A 17,348-nucleotide genomic window follows, 5' to 3' on the forward strand; every position below is an offset into this window, starting at 1 on the left:
AATTTTAATCACAAAGGCGACGGCGGTTATCTTCTGGACTCATACCGTTATTAGGATGTTTCAGATAATCGCGTAACACGTTACAAGGTAAAGGGATTGGGGACTAGGGACTAGGGACTTAATTCCGAATCGCCAATCGCCAATCGCCAATCCCCTTGTTAAGTTTATTCTTTAAATTGGGAATCCTGATGGTAGGAACTGTAGATGCTAATGTCGATCGGTCATATGATGGTTGAATCTTAAGCTTGCTACTAGTTAGCCAAAGCACCTTTAAAAGGCTTATAGTAAAAGCTGTCTTCCCTTGTGGAAGTATTAAAGTGCTTATTCCAAACATTTTATAGTTCCTGCGAAGTATCCCTCTAGCGAGGACTCCCAATGATTGATGAATCTCTATCGCAGGGGTATCCCGATCCCCTTTACAAATCCAATGCAGATAGATTGCAAATCGAACGCCTAGTTAAAAGTATCCAAGAGGAATTACTCCCCAACTTGCAAATTGAGAGTGTCAATCCTCACGATCCAGTGAAAATTCAGTATCTCCCTCATCCTTGGCAACGCCTAGGGGCGGGAAATTACGCTGCTGTTGTCTATCACCCCGACTACCCAGATCGAGTCGTAAAAATTTATGCCCCAGGACGACCTGGTTTTGAGGAGGAGGTAGAGGTTTACCAACGTTTGGGTTCCCATCCTACCTTTTCCGAGTGTTACCATGCTAAAGACGGCTGGTTAATCCTCAAACGGCTGTATGGGGTCACCCTCTATGACTGTATGCACCTTGGCTTGCAGATTCCAGTACGGGTTATCCGGGATATAGACAAAGCTCTAGACTATGCGCGTCAGCAAGGTCTTTACCCTCATGATATCCACGGACGTAACGTGATGATGTATGAAGGTAGAGGGCTAGTCGTAGATATTTCTGACTTTCTTCATGAAGAAACCTGTTCGAAGTGGAATGACTTGAAGAAAGCTTACTATTGGTTATACCGCCCTATTCTTTGCCCGCTTCGGTTAAGAATTCCCTACTTTCTCCTAGATATTGTTCGCAAGAGTTACCGACTTATACGCCGCTTATTTTCATTCAAATTACCGATTAACAAAAGACGGAATTAGTTTGAGTTGTTCTTCAATGCAACAAGATATTACTTGATGATAAATTATGGAAGCGTTAACAGGTGCCTTCTTTACTTTCTTAATATTTCTAACACTGTCTGGATGTAAGTTAGATAAGGAATATCAGCGAGGAGTTATCTTTCGCTTGGGTAGAATTAGCGGTGTTAGAGGTCCCGGACTCTATTGGATTATTCCCATCATAGATCAAAAGACTCAAATAGATATTCGCACCAAAACAGTAGATATTGAACCTCAGGAAACTGTGACTGCTGACAGTGTGACAATTAAAGTGAATGCTGTTCTCTACTACCGAATTCTCAATCCCGCTAAAGCCATCAATCAAGTTGAAAGCTATCAAATGGCTGTCTATCAAACAGCCCTTACGACTTTACGTAATGTTGTAGGGCAACACATTTTAGATGATGTATTACAAAATAGAGACAAGATTAATAATAGAGTACAAGAAATTGTAGATGAAATCACAGAACCTTGGGGAATAGTTATTGAAAGAGTAGAAACTAAAGATGTAGAAATTCCCTCAGCAATGCAAAGAGCAATGGCGAAAGAAGCAGAAGCTATTCGAGAAAAACGCGCTCGTATAATTAAAGCATCGGCAGAACAGGAGGCTTCAATTAAATTAGCAGAAGCTTCAGAACTGATTGCGAAAAATCCAGCTGCTTTAGAATTGCGCCGATTGCAAATGCTTACAGAAATTGGAGCCGAAAATAACACAACAACTCTGGTAATGATACCTTCCGATCTGATAGTTTTAGCGCAAAAATTATCACAATCAATTAGCGATAAGGGTTAGTTGTTAGAGGTTGTTTGAAAAGTGGTTGGCTGTAATGTTAATTGCATTATTACCCCCCATTATCCCCCCTTATAAAGGGGGGAAACAAGAAAAATCTAGTTCCCTCCCCTTTATAAGGGGAGGGTTAGGGTGGGGTCAAAAATATTTGATACATCGATCCTGACTTTTCAAACATCCTCTTAGGAGTTAGTGGTTAGTGGAGAGCAACTAACAACCCACTACTTCCAGTCTTCCCAATTTTGATTGAAAATTGAGGTATCAGGGAAAGCAGTAGGATTCCCGTTTTTCTCCAACAACTGTTTTAGGGTTTGGAGTTGAGGTTCTGGTTTGGGTAATTCATCGACCAGTTGGTATGGTGCAATACCATTTTTTAAGGCAAAAGCGACTGTTGTTCCGGCTGCAGCACCAGCAGACCATTCAAAGGAGTGTACTCTATAGGCGGCGGCGGCAATGTGACTGGTAGCAATGCTTTTACCACCTACTAATAAATTATCAATTTTTTGAGGAATCATTGCTCTTAAAGCAATTTGGAAGGGATAAGCTTGTCCTGCACCACGTCTTTCCCCCGCACGTTCTTTGTTACCCGGTGCTTCTGGAGGGCTTTGTGTCATACAGGGATGGAAGTCAATTGCGTAATGACCAATACCTATAGCATCTGGGAAAATGGTAGAACGAGTTCGTCGGGCTACGTTATCAGGTTTTTGCTGTCCGGAAAGAACTGATGCGGCTTCTAATCCTGCAAGTGCGGCTTTTAAGCGACGGTATTCGTCTGCTGGTAGTGTCTTGCGGTAGTATTCGTCATCGTAATTGCGACGGGAAATATCTATTTCCCAAATTGTAAAGCCTTGGGGTTGTCCCCAACTGGGGCGTCCAACGATGCGCCTTCCTTCTCTCATATAAGGATGTTTTGATAAGCCGTGTGCTGTTCCCATTGGAGAATCTAAGCCAGATAAATATCGGTTATTGGGATTGGGCTGTTTGACTCCATCGCCTAATTGGGAATCAGTTGTTCCGGCTACCAACCAATAGTAATAACCTTGGGAAATTTCTTCACCTTTACGTAAAGCATCTGTTCGCAATCCACCCATCCAACCACCGGGCTTCAACTGTCCGGCGGCTTGTAATTGCTGACGGGTGTAAATGAGGTTGTCTGTAGAGGTTCCCGGACGGTAATCGTTACCCCAAGTCCAGTTTTGCATGGAAATATCTTCTGGGGCGGGTGCAGAAAATTTGACTCCTCCAAATTCCATCGGTTCCCCGTCTCTGGGACTCCAAATTCGACGGTATGTAAAGACTAATGGAAAGCTTGCCAGTCGTTTGAGTTCGTAACTATAATATGGTGCATATTGTGGATAGAATGGGGGCATTGTTTGATTTTGCGGCTGCTCGGTAGCCTCCATTGCAAAAGTGTAGGTGAAGCCTTGAGGACAGTACGGGTCATTGGTAGCACTGGAAGAAGAAGGTTCTAGGTAAGAACGAGCATCGATACCCAATCGGTAAGGAACATCAGCGAGGGCAATAATTTCCCCTGTTTCCGAAGCGTCTACTACATACCAGTTCGGTGCATTCGTGTTTCCTTTGGCTTTGGTTGGTTTGGGAACAAGACGAATGATATTTTTTGTAAATCGAGATGAGTTTTCGTAGGTATAAGCGTCTTCGATAGTTTGAGATAACGGGTATGTGTTTAGAGGCGGTGCTCCTTTGTCTGGTTGATGTTGGATTGCGATCGCAGCGTTAATCAGTTTACCATCACTGCTATATTCTAAATCTTTAACAACTGTGTTAGGAAACCATTGTAGTTTTCCTTTACCTTTCCTTTCAGCATCCTTAAGCATAGCGTTCAAGATTTCATGACCGTCACGAGGTAAATAGCAGGAATCACTTACCCAGCAATCACCCGGATTGAGGTCTCCTTTATATTGACGCTCGATACGCTGGCGTAATTCCAAGTAACCACGGGAGTAATATTGTTTTGCTCGCTGGGTTGGGCGTTCGTCCAAAGCAGAAGTTCCTTGAGAAGAAATTTGCCCTCCGAGCCAATCTGTCAGTTCGGTGAGGCATACTGTTCTGCCTGCAAGTAACCCTTCATAAGCAGTAGCAGTGCCAGAAAGCCCACCGCCTACAACTAGAATGTCACAATTGACTGTTTTATCTGGGGTTCTAGGGGGTGCGGAGATCGCTGAGTATGGTGCGATCGAAGTTAAGATAAGAGTCAGAGAAATGAGTGATGCGTGTTGGCGCTTCATGTTTAGTAAAATTCCGTTCAACTCCATTAGCAGCTTTAAAAGCATTTTTTAAGCAGTTTGGCAACTCTCAGTACATGGTTAACTGATTTCAACCCTTACGAGGCTGCAAAATCCCCAACTTCTTAAAGAAGTCGGGGATCTAAGCAAACTTAGCCAATGTTAGGTACTATATCAGTAGTCGAAGACGCTATGATGCTAAAAATGTTCTTAAGCTTCTGTTGTTATGGTATGGAACGGAAAAGTTTTATTCCCAGCTATAGTTAGCAAGTTTTCCTAGAAAGAGGATTGCTCCTACAGAATTAAGAGCAAAGGTCATAGTATCATTGAGGGATTCGCTTAAACGAAGCTGAAACTTTTTCTGAGGTAATGGTGTTTGAGTCGCGTCGCGAAGCGCAAGCGGTACCTCGCCGATCGCAGCCAAGTTTTTAGAGTATGACAAATTATCTGCAGACTCATGCTTATGTGCCGAACCTTCTACCTCATTTCTCGTGTTATTTTCCTCAAGGTTGACCTGAGATCTAGTAGAAAAGACTTTGTTTTCTTGTTGAAGTTGACTGACAATTTGATTGAGTAATGTTTGAGAATCTTCGATGTTCGCTAAATTCATCCCGCTAACTATAACTTGACACTCAGAATTTTCAGTCAAGCTAACTTTTTCTCGCTCTTCGATTTGCTCGTCTTGATTCGGAGGAGTTCCCACAACTTCTAACTCAATCTCAATAGGCAAGTTTAACATCATGGAGATATTAACTTTTGTTTTGTTTGAAGGGTTGATTGGAGTAGATGATGTAGACATAGATGTGACTCAACTATAAAATTATAGTGTTTAGAATTGGGACAAGAAAGAAGGTAGTTAAAAAACAGGCTACCTCCTTTCAATTGCGATCGCACAGGTTATATCATTTCTCTAAAATCAGACTACAGCTTAAAAAAAGGTAGGGCTATACCTTATTGGATGTAGGTGGGCAATGCCCACCCTACGGAAATTTTACAAATCAAATAGGATTGCTATGGATGCACCACAACCAAGAATGTACAGCCTTAATTTAGAGAATTAGTGTTTGTCGTAGTCACTTTGATAACAAACGGGAGGTAATGCTTTGACTTCTGGATTCAGTTTGATATCTGGTTCGAGATAAACAGCAACTTTCTCACGCACAGCATTGGGTGCTTTAATTGCCACTGTAGGTTCAATGTGGATAGGAACATTCAATTTGATAGGCACGGTAAATTCACAGACGTTTTGATAAGAATCAGCTTTGTATTCAGACATTGATTTGACTCCTTTGATTAGTTAAAAAATGATGTAAATGAGAGAGGATAGTTCTGATAGTTATGCAGTTTGTTCGGCAGATGATTGGTATTTGTCATAACCATTTTTATTACAAACGGGAGGTAGTGCCTTAACTTCTGGACTGAGGTTGATATCTGATTCGAGATAAACAGCAACTTTCTCACGCACAGCATTAGGTGCTTTGATTGCCACTGTTGGCTCGATGTATATGGGAACATTCAATTTGATAGGCACGGTAAATTCACAGACGTTTTGATAAGAATCAGCTTTGTATTCAGACATTGGTTTGACTCCTTTAATTAATTAAAAAATGACGTGAATGAGAGGTAGTAGTTCTACTAGTTATGCAGCTTGTTCGGTAGACAATTGATATTTGTCATAACCATTTGGTTGATGACACACGGGTGGTACTGCTTTGACTTCTGGCTTCAGATAAATGTCTGGCTCAACATGAATATTGACTTTCTCGCGTACAGCATCTGGTGCTTTCATTGCAACTGTAGGTTCAATGTGAATGGGAATATTCAATTTAATAGGCACGGTAAATTCACAGACGTTTTGATAAGAATCAACGTTGTATGCAGACATAGTTTTTGTCCTTATTGAATGAATTGTTTTGATGGAAAGATAAGTAATGCCACATCGGCTTACTTTCAAGTACTTTAGAGAAAATTCAAATCAAATTACGCTTTTATAATTAAGTAACTTTGATTTTCCTTTCTCACAATATTTAATAGGTACAGGCACAATTGACTTATGCAGTTTTGGAAGATTTAGTAGAGCTTTACATCTCGTTACATATCAAGAGTGATAATTATTGTTAGAGCATAATCCGATTGGACAGTTATTGAGATAGTATCCGATCGCCAGTCGTGTAGAAAGCGTTCATCGTTCATGTCAAAATCTGAGAAACATAAAGGGGTGCGGAAAGGATTTTCTCAGCGGGGATTTTTACAAGGAGCAGCTATAGGTGTAACTACCGTCAGTAGCACTCATTTGTTGGCGTCTGAGAAATCCACAGCAACCAATGATGGCTCTTACCCCACAACAAACACGCCATCCACACGCTTAAAAACTCCGATGAAACGAGTTTCAGGAGAGAAGGGTGCATCAGATTCTCGCTTTGAACCTGTTTCTTGGGAGGTTAGTGACACCATGGCGTATAAGAACGCAGAATTATCTATGGTTGCTGATTCACTTTCTGCCATGAAATACGCTAAAGTAAAAGTATTAAGAAATAAAGCCAGTTTGGCAGTAAATTATCAAATAGAGGGAGATTTTCCCAAATACGGGAACAATGATGACCGTATAAATAGTGTTGCGGTTCACTTGATGACCAAGTTCATGAATGAAGTCCGCAAGAACAAGACCTACCGGAATGCTGTTCCTACCCAGTCTGTGTTGACTATTACCTCTAACGTGGTTTATGGCAAGAAGACAGGCAATATCTCACACGGAAGAAAAGCCGGAGAACCTTTTGCTCCCGGAGCTAATCCCATGCACGGACGCGATACCAAGGGTGCGCTCGCCTCTTTGGTATCCGTTGCCAAATTACCTTACCAACACACTCAAGATGGAATTTCCAACACCTTCTCGATTGTACCGTCTGCGTTGGGCAAAACAGAAGATATCTAGATCCATAAGTTAGTGGGAATGGTAATTCGCGTATCCGGATATGCTGTCAACTTTATCAAGCTAACGCGAGAACAGCAGCTTGATGTCATGACAGCAATTTTCACTCTTATTAGACCACAAGAGCATAGTGTGGTTCATTTATTTGAAAAATGCTCCTGTTAGAATTCATAGCTCATACTACGTTTGTAGTTGTTCTTGAGTCATAAGGAGCAACTACAAACCAATTATTTTCTATCTCGCGATAATTGTCCAAGTTTTGGGTTACCTATTATAACAAATAGTAAAAACTACTGTACGTAGTTTTTAATTGTGTACTATATAATTAACAATAATTAGTTTTTGTTAAAAAAAATCAAAATTTATAAAGAATTGTTAAACAAAAAATTATGTCAAAGATAGTATCGTCTGAACCTTTAAGCCCTTGGAACGTTTCAGACATAGACTTTCCCAAACGCAGTAGCCCCTCACAGCAGCTAGATTTTCTGTTGAACTACGCCGTTTTGGCTCCATCACAATATAACGCTCAACCTTGGTTGTTTAAAATTGCCCACGAAACCATTGAGCTATATGCCGACAGAACTCGTGCTTTGCCTGTGATTGACCCCCAAGATCGGGAGTTAACTTTGAGTTGTGGTGCGGCACTATATAACTTAAGATTAGCTATTAGACACTTTGGTTATATTGATGTCGTTAAAACTTTTCCCAATCCAGAAGACCCAGATTTATTGGCTCATGTTTGGTTGGGTAGCCAGAAAGAGCAAACAGAAGAAGAATTTTTGCTGTTTGCCACGATTAAGCAACGGCACACAAACCGATTAGCTTTTCAAGATAAACCCATCCCAGAAACGCTGCTCTCTATTATGCAAAAGTCAGTACTGGAAGAAGGTGCATGGCTTCATCTCGTTCAAGAGCAAGATCTTCGGAATGCAATAGCAGAGCTTGTTACAGAAGGCGATCGCATTCAACTAGCAGATCCGCATTTTCGGAGAGAGTTAGCAGCCTGGTTACATTCAAGCCGCACTGCCACTCATGACGGTATGCCCGACTATGCTCCAACCATTGGGGAACTGCTAGACTTTACCACCCCCATGGTAGCCCATAGCAACCGTACTTTTGAGACTGGTATGGGACAAGCAGCAAAAGAACATGAATTAGCTGTTGGTTCGCCCGTATTTGCAGTATTGGGTACAGAAAAAGAAACAACAGCAAGCTGGTTGAATGCGGGACAGGCGTTGCAAAGACTTTTACTACTAGGACAAGCAGTTGGCGTTTCCGCATCCTTCTTAAACCAACCCATACAAATTCCCGAACTGCGTCCTCAACTCACAAATCTTTTGAATACATCGGGTTATCCTCAAGTATTGCTGCGTTTTGGTTATAGTAAGGAAGTCAAACCAACACCCCGACGGGTAGTCAGTGAAGTGCTTCGCCATGAGTAGTTTAAACAACAGTAAAGCGATCGCCTATCATTTGAATTAAGCATAACAAATACTCAAGAACCACAAAAGGAAAGAGAAACAATGGTACAAACAGCTACTGGGTATAAATACGTGCAACTTGATGAGCGTAAAATGCCGATTATTGCTGGAACTCGGATGAAGGTGGTCGAATTAGTGACTTCGGTGAAAGCCTACGGTTGGAGTCCTGAAGAGTTAGCTTACCAGTATCCTCACCTGACCATGAGTCAGATTCACTCAGCACTAGCTTATTATTAGGATTATAAAGAAGTAATGGATGCCGAAATACATCGACGTTTTCAAGCTGCTGAAGCATCACGACAGGAAGCAGGAGAATCGCCTTTTGCTGCTAGGATGAGAGCACAGGGTCTACTCAAATGACCCTTGCCTTTTACATGGATGAGCAAGTTCCAAGACAAATAACAGATGGGTTACGCTTGCTTGGTATAGATGTTCTAACTGTTCAAGAGGATGGTCGTACTGGTGTACCAATCTCCGAAATAATTCTTTGAAAATCGCGTTGCACAACACTTGGAGTGACAATTTTATCATTACTTTGTTCTAAATAACGCTCCCACGGTCTGGGTAAATGTGTTGCTAAGTCCTTAGTTGTTGTGAGATGTTTTACGTACTCGTGCATCAGAAACAAACCCCGTCTGTTTGAGCAGCAGCCCTAGCTTTGCGTGAGGAAGTTTCGTGTCCTTGTTTTGATTTCCCCACATATCAGAAAAAAAGTCTTGCATCAGCGTAATGATGCTGCGGTATTTGACGATGCTGGCAACGTAGAACTCATCTAAATTCAAATCCCCATCAGCATGTATCTGCTCGATATTGTCGAGTAATACAGCTCCCACTTCATAAAGTTCTAAGCCTTCTTTTATGCCATATTTTTTCATGATCTTGCGTTTCTCGTCCTCCGAACATGAATCATAGGGCGATCGAATCAGGTGCCCAAGATTCCGCAAGACTTCTCCGTAATCGTAAAATGCGTTCTGCTCAAAGAAAGACTCTTCATCTTTGGTCAACATGAAACTCTTGTCCAGCACCAAACCAAAATCGGTCAAGTATGTTTGCTGTCCATCGGTGAGAATGTTGCGAAAATGCGCGTCGAAGTGGATAATTTCCTTCGTCCTCAAAAAGTCAATGGTTGTGCGTACATCCTGAAGGGGTTTCTGAAGTTTATTGGGGTTTAAGCGCAGCCATGTTTCCAGAATATGCGGTATGTACTCTAGAAACAGAACCAACTCATGGTTTGCGTTCGCTCTATCTAACACATAAGCTCGGACGTTTGCATTATTGCCCCATTGTTCCATATCCACATCCGCACGCCACCCGGAGAACGGAATAATCCGATAATGGTACATCAGTGGGAAAGTGGCGATCTCCCCCTCCAATACCCAATTAGTTGTCTTGATATGGGTTACGAGTTCACGGAAGACCCCAAAACCAGGGCCTGGGGTACCTATGCCGTAGTTATAAGAAGTTGGCAGATCGTAGAGGTTTTTGGTAGAGAACAGGTTGTCATATTCCATGTTCGTAACCGGAACGCGCTTTACAAACACCTTGAATTGCCCAAGGACAATGGTGTGATTCATCCCCCAACCCGTACTAGACTCATTCGACTCACTATTGTCAAACAGAGAACGCAATTGTGCATTATCCAACCCAGCAATTTGTGAACTGAGCTTGAAGTACCTCTTCCTTCTAAGTTCTATATAATCCTTAGCCATTTTCCCCCGTCCAGCCACAGCATGAGAAACTGCATGAATAAAATAAATACGAGCAGTAGAGTGAATCGCCTCAATTTTGAACAAAAGATTCAATATTCCGGTGTTGTGCGCTTATTTGCTAGTTTGTGCAATGTTGGCTGAAAAGCTTGTGAGAACTGCATTTGAATGTGTAGGAAACCTCCTGGCGGCTGTTATCATCAACAGTTTGAGAAAGTCAATTCAGAAATTGGGTATTAGATTCCACAAGTACTTCAATACGATCTAAGCGGTTGGGATCTGAATAAGTCATAGTTATTGATACTCTACACTCATTGTTAACAGAGAGCGCATTAAGTATTACTGTTGTAGTACTACTGAAAGCGCCAAAAGCTTCAACATTCTCATCATTTAGTCTAAAGCGTCTCCCAAGGAGAGGGTTAAGACTGCTAAATTGGATAAGTGTGCTGCTTGACAACTTACCAACGGGAAGAGATGTTTTTATGAAGAGCCAAAATCCAATTGTCTTCACCTTACTGTTGAGAAGCGCTATTGTCTTTTCACCTGTTTTATTGTCAGTTGGTGTTGCTAGTGCTCAGAGATCGCCATCTTCCTCCTCAGAAGTAGCGCCTGCTCCCCTGGTCTTGAGTCAAAATCGGGGACAAGGAGTGCAATGGTCAGAAGAACAACGTTCCTTTGTGCGTACAACTATACTACTTAATGTATGGCTTGGTATACTGACTCTTATTCCGGTAACAACGATCGCTTCACTCCTGCTCTTAAGACGAGCAGCAATCCGTGCAATTGTGGATAAAGCCATGGAACGGCTAGAGGGACTCGAAGAGTTAGAAAAACAACTAGTCACTGTAAAGCAAGAATCACAAAAACTGATATACGAAATTAAAAATGTTTCCTCTGAATTAGAGAAGGAAGCGGAAACTCTGCAACAAAAAATCAAAATAGAACAAGAAAGTTTATCTAAGGTTCCATTAGAAGTTTCTCAATCTAAAGAATATATACTAGCGGAACTAACAGTTTTAGTTCAAAAATCTCAACAAGAAGTACAAACTTTAGAATCGGAATTTGCTTCTTACTTATCTGAATTTGAATCTCAAGCTCAACACAAGAAAAATATAACTTTAAATAATTTAGGTGAATTGGAATCTGAACTAGAATCTCAACTTGTTGAGATGAAGTCGGGAGTACAACAGGAAAGAGATATTGCTCTTGAAGATTTGGCAAGAAGTCGGTCGGAGTTTTCGTCTCAAATCTCTGAATTACATTTAGACTCAGAACAAAGAAAGAAGAATATTTTAGAAAATATGGAGCAATTACAAAGAGAATTTGTTGCTCAATTGATAGAGTTAAAATCGGGAGTACGACAGGAAAAAGAGATTGCCCTTGAAGATTTGGCAAAATCTCAGTCGGAGTTGACATCTCAAATTTCCAATATACATTCAGATACAGAACAATACAGAGATCGAGTTCTGGCAAATTTGGAGCAATTGCAGGGAGAATTTGCTTCTCAATTGACAGAGTTAAAGTCAGGAATAGAACAGCAAAAAGATGTCGCACTTGAAGATTTGGCAAAATATCAGTCAGAGTTTGTTTCTCAAATTTCTGGATGGTATTCAGATACAGAACAACGCAGGAATCAACTTCTGGCAAATTTAGAGCAATTGCAAATAGAATTCGCTTCTCAGTTGACAGAGCTAAAGTCAGGAATAGAACAGCAAAAAGGTATTACCCTTGAGGATTTGACCAAATCTCAGTCGGAGTTGACATCTCAAATTTCCAACATGCATTCAGATACGGAAAAACACAGAGATCGAGTTCTGTCAAACTTGGAGAGATTACAAACAGAATTTGCTTCTCAACTTTCTGAATTAAAAGTTGGTGCTCAAAACCAAACAAAGGTAACTCATGACAGCTTAATAGATTTGGAAAACCAACTGAAGTCTTATGCAACAGGATTTGAGTTTGATATAGAACAACAGAAAGAGAAAGTTATTGAAAGTTTAAAGCAGTTGCGAACGGAATTTGCCTCGCAAGTTTCTAAGTTGCGGATAGATGCCCAACGGAGACAACAAATTATTCTAGAAGATTTAGAAAAATCGGGAAGTGAATTGACTTCTCAATTCTCGGAACTACAGAAAGACGCTCAACAAGAAAAAGCGATCGCTCTGGAAAAGCTAGAAAAATTAGAATCAGAATTTGTTTCTCAACTTTCTGAATTACAGAAAGATGCTCTACAAAGAAAAGATGAACTTCTCGAACAGATATCTGATGCAGCTTCTGGTGCGATAAGCCGGGTACGGCTTGCGCCAAGGGCGATAGCCGGGTACGGCTTGCGCTTCGCGATCGCAGAACCTGTAAAATCTGTGGTTGAGAAAAAAGCAGCGGAAGAAGTACAGCAGATATTGCAACAACCGCAAGAGATAAATAATGAAGTTATCCCTGAAGTCAGTTCAGAACCTATTAGCGATAAGCCGGGTACGGCTTGCGCCAAGGGCGAACGCATCATTGAAATAGTTCCAGCACCTACTGACACTCAAGCGGATTCTCAAGTAGAAGATTATATCAAACAGGGAGAAATTCTTTTTGCTCAAAAGAACTATGAAGATGCACTTGCTACTTATAACCAAGCAATTGAGATTCAACCAAACAATCCTGCTGCTTGGTTAAACCGAGGTATGACTTTAGGAAGACTAAAACAATACAGAGAAGCAATTGATTCTTACGAGCAAGCTTTGAAACTTAAGCCCGATTACCACCAAGCTTGGGTTGATGTAGGTGTAGCACTGGGATACTTGGGAAGACATAAGGAAGCTTTGACTGCTTTTAAAAAAGCTACGCGAGTTAAACCCGATGATGGAGTCGCTTGGTTCAACCGGGGTCTGGCGTTGCAAGAGTTGGAACAAGATGAGGATGCAGTTGTTTGTTTTGATAAAGCCATCAAATTTAAGCCAGACTCTCATAAAGCTTGGAATAACCGAGGTTACTCTCTCGTTATGCTTGGGCGAGATGATGAAGCAATAGAAAGCTTCGATAAGGCATTGGAAATTAAACCAGATTATGCCAACGCCTACTATAACAAAGCTATCTGTTTTGCAATGCAGCGGCAGGTAGAATCATCTATAGAAAATTTACAACAAGCAATTAACCTCAATCCTACCTTGAAGGAACAAGCAGCCGGTGACATAGATTTTGATGACATTGCGGCTGATAAGCGTTTCCAAAAGTTAATCGGGGATTGAGGCATTTGTACGATCGAGCCTCTGCTATTGCAAAAACTGTGCTAAAATTACCCAATAGAAAACAAAACGGTTATTTGAATTGCCAGATCTGTCCCAAACCTTGCCTCTTAACAGTAATCCCCTGCAGAGCAGTGGACTTGAAGCCATACAACAGACCAAATCTTGTTTAGTGCCACCTGAAACCATTATTTCGGAGGGATATAAGCAAGCATTTGCAAGCTACAAAATTAGTACAGAGCTTCAACCATTACTGTTACATGGCGATGCCTTGACTGTTTTGTGCCATTTACCAGATGCTTGTATTGATTTTGCCATGACTTCGCCCCCCTATTGGGGAAAACGTGAGTACGAGAACGGCGGCATTGGCTTAGAAGATAATTACTTGGACTATGTAAAACATCTTTGCGCCGTTTTCCTAGAACTAAAGCGCGTCTTGAAACCAAAAGGATCTTTCTGGCTGAATCTAGGCGACACCTATAATGGCAAAAGCTTGGTTGGTATTCCTTGGCGCGTAGCATTCGAGCTTACCGATAAACAAGGCTGGCTTCTGCGTAATGATGTTATATGGAACAAGCTTAAAGGAGGCATGAATAACAGTAAAGATCGGCTGGGAAATGTTCATGAGAACATTTTTCATTTTGTGAAGCAGGCAAAAGGTTACTACTACAATGCTGATGCGATAAGGTCTAAACCCCGCGAAGCAAAAGTAGTAAATGGCGCAGTTATTTCTGCAACAGGTGTTTCTGGTGTTCGTTACAAGAGACAGATTGAATTATCTACTTCCCTCACGCCTGTTGAGAAGAAAGCTGCTTTAGAAGCATTGGAAACCATGCTTGCAAATGTTGCATCGGGACAGGTTTCTGATTTTAGGATGATTATTAGAGATCGACAGCGTACAACCCATTCCAATAGTACAAAGGTTTCTGGTCGGGCAAAGGAACTACAGGACAAGGGATATTATTTTCTCAAATACCACCCAAACGGAAGTAAACCTGGCGACGTATGGACAATTATTCCCGAAGACACCCAAAGGCGGAAAGCGCATTTTGCACCATATCCTCTCGATCTCTGCCGTATTCCCTTGCTCGCTACCTGCCCTGACGGTGGTGTTGTACTAGACCCATTTGCGGGTACGGGCACAACACTAGAAGCGGCTAAGAACCTGAATCATAAATCAATTGGGATAGATATTTCACGCCGTTATCTAGAACTCTGCAAGCAAAGGTGTAACACAGACCTATGAGCAAGGTTGTTGACCTTTTTGGCAATTCCACTACCAACGCTAGTTTAAACTGGTCCAAGATTGTTGCGGCTCAGCATTGCCCCTACATTAACAAACGATGTTATAAGACTCGTAAGAGCGATCCAGACACCTCGATAGGTACTTGTATTGTACTTTATGGTAAACCACCAGCGTCTCTAATAATTTGCCCTTCCCGCTTACTAGAACGCCGTCAGATATTCACGGATTGCTTTCATTTGCTGACAATGCATGAACCAGGTAATGAATTACACATTATATCGGAAATTTCGATACCAGGTGGAAATGTTGATTACTTCCTCGTTTCAGTTAAAGACGGAAAGGTAAAAGACTTTGCTGGGATTGAAGCGCAAACGCTTGATACTACTGGAACTGTGTGGCCTGAGCGTCAGAGGTTACTCAAAGAACTAGGAATACCCCGTTCTGACAATGCCGAAGACTCTAATAAATCATTTGGCATAAATTGGAAGATGACTGCTAAAACTATCTTAGTACAGATGCATCACAAGATTCAGACTTTTGAGCACGTCCATAAAAAGCTTGTACTGATTGTCCAAAATAAATTACTCAATTACATGAAGCGAGAATTTAATTTTGGTCATCTGCACAATCCTGTAGCCATTGGGGACTCCATGCACTTCCATTCTTACCGTATGGATAAGCAGCCTGACAAATCATACAAGCTTGCTCTTGAGACTCGTCTAAGTACTGATGCTGATGGAATGGCAACTTATTTAGGGCTTCAAACAGAAGCACGGGTCGAGTTGCAAATCATTATAAATGCGCTTCAAGAGAAAATATCGGCGAATACCTTGTTCTCTCCTTTTTCTATTCCTACAGATACATCTTTAGCACCACCTATAGACGACAATATCAATCTTGAAGAATAGCACTCAACAAAAAAAGATACACATTGGCTGCAGCTATAAAAGGAGCAGGTAGTACGCGGGTGCTATATAGTGGTTCCACGAGGAGTCGTTGCTGCTTTTCTGACTGAAAGTTGTCCACTGGGGTATCATCCTCAATGACTAGGTCGTTAATGTCAGGGATAGCGATTTCTTCTATGTCAAACAACTGCTAAGACATGGTGATATCGGGGTAACTTAAACTATCCTACTCCCTTAGAACTGGCTCAGGGAATAGTTTCTTTCTGGATACCCTTCAAGCAAAGACATGGGTATCACTATAGCTTGGTTCTGTTTAACAAATTTCACGGAATTCCCCATCCGCCATGCGGTGGACTAGTTGATATTCATAAATACATAATTTTAGTAAACTTAGCGGGGATCGGAGCTTTCACTAAAGAATTTCAAGATAAAGACTTTATGAACAAGATTAATATCTATTGCAGGTCAATTTTTCCTTGCATATAATTAATGATAAAGGTGTATGAAAAGAGCACCGAAAGAAAAGAGGACAAAGAACAAGGTTAAATAAACTTAAACGCTATCTAAATTCAAAAGTTAAGAAACTTTAACTTTTGCCAAGTGAATCTGACAGTTTGAGCGGTTTAACCATCAATACAGTTGAGCATCACTTATAACTATTTGCTCTGCGAAAATTTTTTATTGATGGCAAAAACGTATGAATTGTGACTGAATTTTTTGATTTTGGGTCTGACTATAGAGCCAACCCTGATTTTTTAAGTGTTAACTTGGCTACTTAAAGTTAAGCCAAGGAGGATAATCATATGTTGGAATTAAGACAAGAAGTTTTTGATTGCATCACGAGCTATGCTTTGGACAGTATTGCAGCTGTTAACGTAGACAACATAAAGCCGTTTTATAATAATCTGCCTATAGATCCATATATAAAAGATAATTACCGCTTGAGGCGCTTATCTCATTTCAAGGTTACCGAAGAGGGTTTAGTCAAATTACCTCATAGAGCTTTATATCAGGCAAAAAAATACAATCCTTTGCTGGGTAATGTCGTTAGAGAGTTTGCAGAACTTGAGGATGAACTCATCAAGGTTGAGGACTTCCAAAGAATTGTCTTGGAATTTTTTGAGTTCTGTAAAATTTGCTCGAGTTATACAGAAGTTGCAGTTCATCAAATTAGAACCGTTGCTTACCCAGAAAAAGTGGGAAATCCAGCACCTGAGGGAATTCACAGAGACGGAGTTGATTTGATTGGAATTTTTGCGGTGAATAGAGAGGGAATTGAAGGAGGCGAAACTCATCTCTATAAATCTAAGAGCGACAACCCAATTTTTAACAAAATTCTCAATCCTGGAGAATTGCTGGTGTTTAGCGATCGCAACTTATTCCACTTTACGACGGCTATCAAAGCACTCTCTGCGGAAAATGGCGTGAGGGATGTGTTTGTGATAACTTGTCCGGGGTTAAATCCTGAGGATAATAAAGGGGATTAGGGACTGGGGATTGGCGATTGGGTGCTCCCATTGGGGATAGAATCCAAAGACCGGAGCGGGAAATTTAGTCTAAGCAAAACTTTCCCAATCCAAAATCAAAAATCCAAAATGGTATTATAAAATTTTACTAAAAGTCTAGAAAAATATAGGCTTTTATGCACAATCGATGGTAAATTAAAATTGAAAGTTCTCATGAA

Annotated in this window: 18 protein-coding genes; 10 read left to right on the plus strand and 8 right to left on the minus strand. The window is 41.0% G+C overall.

The window, feature by feature from the left end; all coding sequences use genetic code 11:
* Positions 1-118: 118 nt before the first annotated feature.
* A complete protein-coding gene (locus ACKTT2_RS46375) occupies positions 119-334 on the minus strand; it encodes a hypothetical protein (RefSeq protein WP_407899497.1) in 216 nt (71 codons plus the stop codon).
* 41 nt (positions 335-375) lie between these two features.
* Between ACKTT2_RS46375 and ACKTT2_RS46380 the strand changes: the two genes are divergently transcribed.
* Positions 376-1,110, plus strand: coding sequence for a serine/threonine-protein kinase (locus tag ACKTT2_RS46380; protein WP_407899499.1), 735 nt, complete (start codon positions 376-378; stop codon positions 1,108-1,110).
* 46 nt (positions 1,111-1,156) lie between these two features.
* Positions 1,157-1,921 (plus strand): slipin family protein, encoded by a 765-nt coding sequence (locus ACKTT2_RS46385; RefSeq protein WP_407899501.1) that lies wholly within the window; start codon positions 1,157-1,159, stop codon positions 1,919-1,921.
* A 218-nt stretch (positions 1,922-2,139) separates the two neighbouring features.
* Here ACKTT2_RS46385 and ACKTT2_RS46390 read toward each other — a convergent pair whose 3' ends face one another.
* The 5 genes from ACKTT2_RS46390 to ACKTT2_RS46410 all read right to left on the minus strand — a co-directional run bounded on the left by ACKTT2_RS46390 (position 2,140) and on the right by ACKTT2_RS46410 (position 6,049).
* Positions 2,140-4,167 carry an FAD-dependent oxidoreductase gene (locus tag ACKTT2_RS46390; RefSeq protein ID WP_407899503.1) on the minus strand — a complete coding sequence of 676 codons (2,028 nt, stop codon included), beginning with the start codon at positions 4,165-4,167 and terminating at the stop codon, positions 2,140-2,142.
* Positions 4,168-4,411: 244 nt separating this feature from the next.
* Positions 4,412-4,963: a hypothetical protein gene (locus tag ACKTT2_RS46395; protein WP_407899505.1), complete on the minus strand. Its 552-nt coding sequence runs from the start codon at positions 4,961-4,963 to the stop codon at positions 4,412-4,414.
* A 258-nt stretch (positions 4,964-5,221) separates the two neighbouring features.
* Positions 5,222-5,440 carry a hypothetical protein gene (locus tag ACKTT2_RS46400; RefSeq protein ID WP_407899507.1) on the minus strand — a complete coding sequence of 73 codons (219 nt, stop codon included), beginning with the start codon at positions 5,438-5,440 and terminating at the stop codon, positions 5,222-5,224.
* Positions 5,441-5,500: 60 nt separating this feature from the next.
* On the minus strand, positions 5,501-5,743 hold the full coding sequence (locus tag ACKTT2_RS46405) for a hypothetical protein (RefSeq protein ID WP_407899509.1): 243 nt from the start codon (positions 5,741-5,743) through the stop codon (positions 5,501-5,503).
* 60 nt (positions 5,744-5,803) lie between these two features.
* Entirely contained in the window at positions 5,804-6,049 is a 246-nt protein-coding gene (locus ACKTT2_RS46410) for a hypothetical protein (protein WP_407899511.1), read from the minus strand.
* Between the two features lie 306 nt (positions 6,050-6,355).
* Here ACKTT2_RS46410 and ACKTT2_RS52470 point away from each other — a divergent pair, with 306 nt between their 5' ends.
* The 4 genes from ACKTT2_RS52470 to ACKTT2_RS46430 all read left to right on the plus strand — a co-directional run bounded on the left by ACKTT2_RS52470 (position 6,356) and on the right by ACKTT2_RS46430 (position 9,065).
* Positions 6,356-7,096 carry a pyruvate formate lyase family protein gene (locus ACKTT2_RS52470; RefSeq protein ID WP_500691434.1) on the plus strand — a complete coding sequence of 247 codons (741 nt, stop codon included), beginning with the start codon at positions 6,356-6,358 and terminating at the stop codon, positions 7,094-7,096.
* A gap of 386 nt (positions 7,097-7,482) precedes the next feature.
* Positions 7,483-8,535 carry an Acg family FMN-binding oxidoreductase gene (locus ACKTT2_RS46420; protein ID WP_407899513.1) on the plus strand — a complete coding sequence of 351 codons (1,053 nt, stop codon included), beginning with the start codon at positions 7,483-7,485 and terminating at the stop codon, positions 8,533-8,535.
* Between the two features lie 81 nt (positions 8,536-8,616).
* Positions 8,617-8,811, plus strand: a complete 195-nt coding sequence (locus tag ACKTT2_RS46425; protein WP_407899515.1) for a DUF433 domain-containing protein — start codon at positions 8,617-8,619, stop codon at positions 8,809-8,811.
* A 119-nt stretch (positions 8,812-8,930) separates the two neighbouring features.
* The gene (locus tag ACKTT2_RS46430; protein ID WP_407899517.1) at positions 8,931-9,065 is read left to right on the plus strand and encodes a hypothetical protein; all 135 of its coding nucleotides are present in this window, start codon (positions 8,931-8,933) and stop codon (positions 9,063-9,065) included.
* Positions 9,066-9,158: 93 nt separating this feature from the next.
* Here the strand turns inward: ACKTT2_RS46430 and ACKTT2_RS46435 are convergent, their stop codons facing one another.
* Complete coding sequence (locus tag ACKTT2_RS46435; protein ID WP_407899519.1) at positions 9,159-10,367, minus strand: protein kinase family protein; 1,209 nt, start codon at positions 10,365-10,367, stop codon at positions 9,159-9,161.
* A 395-nt stretch (positions 10,368-10,762) separates the two neighbouring features.
* Between ACKTT2_RS46435 and ACKTT2_RS46440 the strand changes: the two genes are divergently transcribed.
* From ACKTT2_RS46440 to ACKTT2_RS46450, 3 genes are all read left to right on the plus strand, one after another.
* Complete coding sequence (locus ACKTT2_RS46440) at positions 10,763-13,516, plus strand: tetratricopeptide repeat protein (RefSeq protein WP_407899521.1); 2,754 nt, start codon at positions 10,763-10,765, stop codon at positions 13,514-13,516.
* A 79-nt stretch (positions 13,517-13,595) separates the two neighbouring features.
* Positions 13,596-14,759, plus strand: a complete 1,164-nt coding sequence (locus tag ACKTT2_RS46445; protein WP_407899523.1) for a DNA-methyltransferase — start codon at positions 13,596-13,598, stop codon at positions 14,757-14,759.
* On the plus strand, positions 14,756-15,667 hold the full coding sequence (locus ACKTT2_RS46450) for a hypothetical protein (RefSeq protein WP_407899525.1): 912 nt from the start codon (positions 14,756-14,758) through the stop codon (positions 15,665-15,667). Before ACKTT2_RS46445 ends, ACKTT2_RS46450 begins: the two co-directional genes overlap by 4 nt.
* Here the strand turns inward: ACKTT2_RS46450 and ACKTT2_RS46455 are convergent.
* Positions 15,651-15,851 (minus strand): hypothetical protein, encoded by a 201-nt coding sequence (locus tag ACKTT2_RS46455; protein WP_407899527.1) that lies wholly within the window; start codon positions 15,849-15,851, stop codon positions 15,651-15,653. The two genes, ACKTT2_RS46450 and ACKTT2_RS46455, sit on opposite strands and share 17 nt — an antisense overlap.
* A gap of 616 nt (positions 15,852-16,467) precedes the next feature.
* Between ACKTT2_RS46455 and ACKTT2_RS46460 the strand changes: the two genes are divergently transcribed.
* A complete protein-coding gene (locus ACKTT2_RS46460) occupies positions 16,468-17,151 on the plus strand; it encodes a 2OG-Fe dioxygenase family protein (protein ID WP_407899529.1) in 684 nt (227 codons plus the stop codon).
* Positions 17,152-17,348 lie beyond the last annotated feature (197 nt).

This window comes from Scytonema hankhaensis NUACC26, from assembly GCF_045865695.1.
In the GTDB taxonomy this organism is placed as follows: Bacteria; Cyanobacteriota; Cyanobacteriia; order Cyanobacteriales; family Nostocaceae; genus Scytonema.